General features: G+C 68.7%; 5 protein-coding genes and 1 pseudogene. 1 reads left to right on the top strand and 5 read right to left on the bottom strand.

Features of this window, described 5'->3' with window-relative positions; translation table 11 throughout:
- The 3 genes and pseudogenes from VNJ47_02185 to VNJ47_02175 all read right to left on the bottom strand — a co-directional run bounded on the left by VNJ47_02185 (nt 1) and on the right by VNJ47_02175 (nt 1,135).
- Nucleotides 1–459, bottom strand: a pseudogene (locus VNJ47_02185) (FAD-dependent oxidoreductase).
- Between the two features lie 20 nt (nt 460–479).
- Nucleotides 480–776 (bottom strand): mercury resistance system periplasmic binding protein MerP, encoded by a 297-nt coding sequence (gene merP / locus VNJ47_02180; GenBank protein ID HXG27641.1) that lies wholly within the window; start codon nt 774–776, stop codon nt 480–482.
- Between the two features lie 14 nt (nt 777–790).
- Nucleotides 791–1,135, bottom strand: coding sequence for a mercuric transporter MerT family protein (locus VNJ47_02175; GenBank protein HXG27640.1), 345 nt, complete (start codon nt 1,133–1,135; stop codon nt 791–793).
- A 58-nt stretch (nt 1,136–1,193) separates the two neighbouring features.
- Here VNJ47_02175 and merR point away from each other — a divergent pair, with 58 nt between their 5' ends.
- Nucleotides 1,194–1,652, top strand: a complete 459-nt coding sequence (merR, locus tag VNJ47_02170) for an Hg(II)-responsive transcriptional regulator (GenBank protein HXG27639.1) — start codon at nt 1,194–1,196, stop codon at nt 1,650–1,652.
- 82 nt (nt 1,653–1,734) lie between these two features.
- On the opposite strand, the gene ttcA is transcribed toward merR, so the two are convergent.
- Nucleotides 1,735–2,604, bottom strand: a complete 870-nt coding sequence (ttcA, locus tag VNJ47_02165) for a tRNA 2-thiocytidine(32) synthetase TtcA (protein ID HXG27638.1) — start codon at nt 2,602–2,604, stop codon at nt 1,735–1,737.
- Between the two features lie 209 nt (nt 2,605–2,813).
- Nucleotides 2,814–4,184, bottom strand: a 1,371-nt coding sequence (locus tag VNJ47_02160; protein ID HXG27637.1) for a DUF5666 domain-containing protein, incomplete at its 5' end; no start/stop codon positions are given.

Genomic DNA, 4,184 nt, shown 5'->3' with positions numbered 1-4,184 from the left:
CGGGATCGCGGGGCTGGCGCCGGTGGCGATCAGGCAGCGGTCGAAGCGCACGGCCTGCTCGCCGCCGCCGTTCAGGCGCACGGTCAAGGTATGGCCGTCCCTGAAGCGGGCCTCGCCGCGCAGCACGGTGATGGCCGGGTTAGCGTCGAGGATGCTCTCGTACTTGGCGTGGCGCAGTTCCTCGACGCGACCCTGCTGCTGGGCCAGCAGCTTCTCGCGCAGGATTGCCGGCGTCTGCGCCGCAATGCCCTGATCGAAGGGGCTTTCCCTGCGCAGGTGCGCGATGTGCGCCGCGCGGATCAGGATCTTGGACGGCACGCAGCCAACGTTGACGCAGGTGCCGCCGATCGTGCCGCGCTCGATCAGCGTGACGCGCACGCCGCGCTCGGCGGCCTTGAGCGCGCCGGCCATCGCGCCGCCGCCGCTGCCGATCACCACGACGTGCAGGGGCGACGCCTCATCTCCGCAGCACGATGCGCTCATGGGCGGCTTCGCACCGTGGACGGAAAGCCGGCATCCGCCGTCGCCCGCGTCAGCGCGTCCGTCGTGGTTTTGCCGTCCTCGAAGGTGACGGTGGCTTGTTTGCGCTTGAAGTCCACGTCCACCGTTTCGACACCGTCCACGCGCGACAGCGCCTTCCTGACCGTGATCGGGCAAGTGATGCAGGTCATGCCGGAGACGTCCAGCGTGACGGTGCGCGGCGCGGCATGGACCGCGCTGCATTTGCAGCAGGCGAGCACGGTGGCGACACCCAGTGCAATGAACACACTCTTGATCATGACGGCCTCCTTCAGACGAACAGAACCGCGTAGTAGGGAAATGTCAGCAGGGCGACGACCAGCACGGCCACTGCCCAGAACACCGTCTTGCGGCGCCGCTGCACGCGTGGGTCGGCACAAACCTGGCCGGGCTCGCAGACCTCGGTCTTCCGGAAGATCCCGCGATACGCGAAGTAAAGTGCCACGAGCGCCACCGCCACGAAGAATGGGCGGTAGGGTTCGAAGGCCCGGAATGTCGCCAGATACGAGCCGCCCAGGCCGGCCATGACCAGCACCAGGGGCAGCACGCAGCACACGGAGGCGCCCAGGCCGGCAACGACGCTGGCGACGAGCGAAAGGGTGGAACGATCCTGCATACAGCCTCCGGTGGACGAAGGCTGCTACGCTATCTCCGTAGCTGACTACGGAGTCAAGATGGAGCCCACCTACACGATCGGCGCCCTCGCCAAGCGGGCCGGAGTGCACTTGGAAACCATCCGCTACTACCAGCGCCGCGGGCTGGTCGGTGAGCCGGATCGCCCCTTGGGCGGCATCCGCCGCTATACGGAGGACCACGTCCGGCGCCTGCGGTTCATCCGGCAGGCGCAGGAGCTGGGGTTTTCCCTCGACGAAATCGGCGAGCTGCTGAAGCTGGAGGACGGCACGCACTGCCGCGAGGCGCGCACGCTGGGCGAGCACCGACTCACCGATGTCCGCAGGAAACTGGCCGATTTACGGCGCATCGAATCGGCGCTGGCCGCCCTCGTGGATCGCTGCCGGAGGGTCAAGGGCCGGGTGCGCTGTCCGCTGATTGCGTCTTTGGGACAAGGCGACCTGCAGCAGTCCGGTCCTGCTGCGCGAAGACGCGGGCCGGCTGCCCAGGGGAACCTCTGATCAATTCCTTCGTCATTCCGGCGCAAGCCGGAATCCAGCGACTTTCAAGGCTCCGGACCCCGGCTTTCGCCGGGGTGACGAATTAATCAGAGCTTCCCTGGTCGGCCTCGGGCAGCAGCCAGTTCGGTGCGCTGCCGCCGCGGGCACCGAGCGAGGCGAAGTCGAACAGCTTGGGGTCGGCCAGCTGCGAGGGCGCGATGTTCTGCAGCGCCTTGAAGATCTGCTCGCAGCGCCCGGGGCTGGTTTTCTCCCACTCGTCCATCATGCGCCGGATCTGCTTGCGCTGGAGCTGTTCCTGCGAGCCGCACAGGTTGCAGGGAATGAGGGGGAACTGGCGCAGTTCGGCGTATTCGGCGATGTCGGCCTCGCGGCAGTAGGCCAGCGGGCGGATCACCACGTTGCGGCCGTCGTTCGACCGCAGCTTGGGCGGCATGGCGGCCAGGCGCGCGCCGTGGAACAGGTTGAGGAAGAAAGTGGCGACGATGTCGTCGCGATGGTGGCCGAGCGCGATCTTGGTGAAGCCCTGCTCGACGGCGAAGGCGTAGAGGTTGCCGCGGCGCAGGCGCGAACACAGGCCGCACATCGTCTTGCCCTCGGGCAGCACGCGCTTGACCACGCTGTAGGTGTCCTTCTCCAGGATGTGGAAGGGCACGCCCAGCGCCGTGAGGTAATCCGGCAGCACCTGCGCGGGGAAGCCTGGCTGTTTCTGGTCCAGGTTCACCGCCACCAGTTCGAACTTCACCGGCGCGCGCCGCTGCAGCGACAGCAGCAGGTCGAGCATCGTGTAGGAATCCTTGCCCCCGGACAGGCAGACCATCACGCGGTCGCCGTCCTCGATCATGTTGTAGTCCTGGATCGCCTGGCCCACCTGCCGGCGCAGGCGCTTGGCCAGCTTGTTTTCCTCCAGGCGCTGCTTGCGCGGGTCGGGGCGGGCGGACGGGGAGGCGGTCATGGGCATGCGGTGCAGTGGCGGCCGCCCATTATAGACAGGCCCTTCATGGCTTACCGCAAAAAAATCGCCCCCGGAAAGGGGGTTTCCGGGGGCGAAGCTCCAACGAATGAGAGAAGACTGGCGGGAGCGCATTGCCAGTCGAGTGGGAAAATAATCCCAATCGATGAATCTGTCAACTGCCGGGTTCGTATCCCTGGCGTACCCGGCGCTCAGCGCACATAGCGCACGCGCGTGGCCTGGATCACGTCGCTGGCCTCGTTGCCCACGGCCTCCAGGCGATCGCCGGCCCGCAGCCCGTTGTAGAACTGCACGCCGGTCACGCTGGCGCCATTGCGGTCGAAGAACTCGGTGCGCGCGTTGTCGGTCTGCACGGCCACGCCCGCGATGACCAGGCGGTTGTCCACCAAACTGAAGCCGTCCAGCGGCCCGCGGGTGCGCGCCGCCGCCGGGTCCACCGTGCCGATCTGGATCCGCAGGCGCACGACGATGGTGCCGCCCTCCGGCGGCTCCTCGTCGCGGCGCTCGATGCGCGTCACCACGGCCTGGCCCTGGGCGTCACGGAAGCCGCGCAGCTGGACGTAGTCGCCCGGCTGCAGATCCTCGAGGCGGAAGGCGCGCTCCCCGGTTGCGCGCCGGTCCTCGTACTGGGTCACGACCAGCGCCTGGCGCTCGGCGCCGAACAGCCTGAGCCGCTCGCGCGCCGCATCGACCTCGTCGACGCGCCCGGTCAGCAGGATGTCGGTAGGCGGCTGCAGCGCATAGCGCGTCGCCTCGATTACGCCGTCGGCACGCACGCTGCCCGCCAGGCGCATGCGCACGCCGCTGGCCGGCGCCAGCGCGTGGCGGTCCTCGCGCTGGGCCGTGCCCGCAGACACGCGCCGGCGGTTGAGCTCGAAGTCCTGCAGGCTGGCGAAGCGGCCGATGACACCCTCCAGCAGCACGGCCTGTCCGGTCTTGAGCGACGCCCCCTTGATGCGGATGCGTTCCGCCTGCAGCACGTCGCCGCGCTGCGCTTGGGTCCCCAGCACCTCCACCAGCGCGCCATCGGCCAGCGCGCCTTGGGCGGTGTCGATGGTGGCCGCGCCGACCGCCACCTCGAGCGCGCCGAGGTGGAAGCGACCCGCACCCGTGTCCAGGCCGCTCACCACGCCCTCGACCTCGACGCGGGTCAGCCCGGCGGCGTAGTCGTCGCGGCACTCCAGCAGCGTCGCCAGCAGCTCGCCGGGAGATGGATAACCGCTGACCATGCACAGCAGGCCTTCCTGCAGCGTGTCCTCGGTGACCCCGCTGAACACCGTAGCGTCGTCCAGCTGCACTGGCTGGCCGAGGATCACCAGGCGGCGCGCCGTCGCGTCATAGGCGTCCACCGGACCGTACAGCGGACGATCGAACTCGACGCGCCGCGCGCTGCCGCTCAAGCCGTCGCTGGCGACATCGCCGGCCACGTTCAGCACCATCCCCACGCGCAGGGCATCCTCGGCCGCCGGCGTGCCGTCCACGACGATGTCGGCACGATCGGTGGCGAACCTGATGCCGTTGACGTACACGCTGCCGAAACCGCTGACAGTGCCCTCGCTGAA

It is taken from the genome of Nevskiales bacterium (assembly GCA_035574475.1).
Taxonomy (GTDB): Bacteria; Pseudomonadota; Gammaproteobacteria; order Nevskiales; family DATLYR01; genus DATLYR01.
Note: the sequence above shows the minus strand (reverse complement) of the source record. Positions and strands in the feature narration are given on the sequence as shown.

Excerpts from the sequence above, each read along its gene's own strand:
- VNJ47_02175 (HXG27640.1), bottom strand. The coding sequence starts at position 1,135 with ATGCAGGATCGTTCCACCCTTTCGCTCGTCGCCAGCGTCGTTGCCGGC.
- merR (HXG27639.1), top strand. The coding sequence starts at position 1,194 with ATGGAGCCCACCTACACGATCGGCGCCCTCGCCAAGCGGGCCGGAGTG.
- ttcA (HXG27638.1), bottom strand. The coding sequence starts at position 2,604 with ATGACCGCCTCCCCGTCCGCCCGCCCCGACCCGCGCAAGCAGCGCCTG.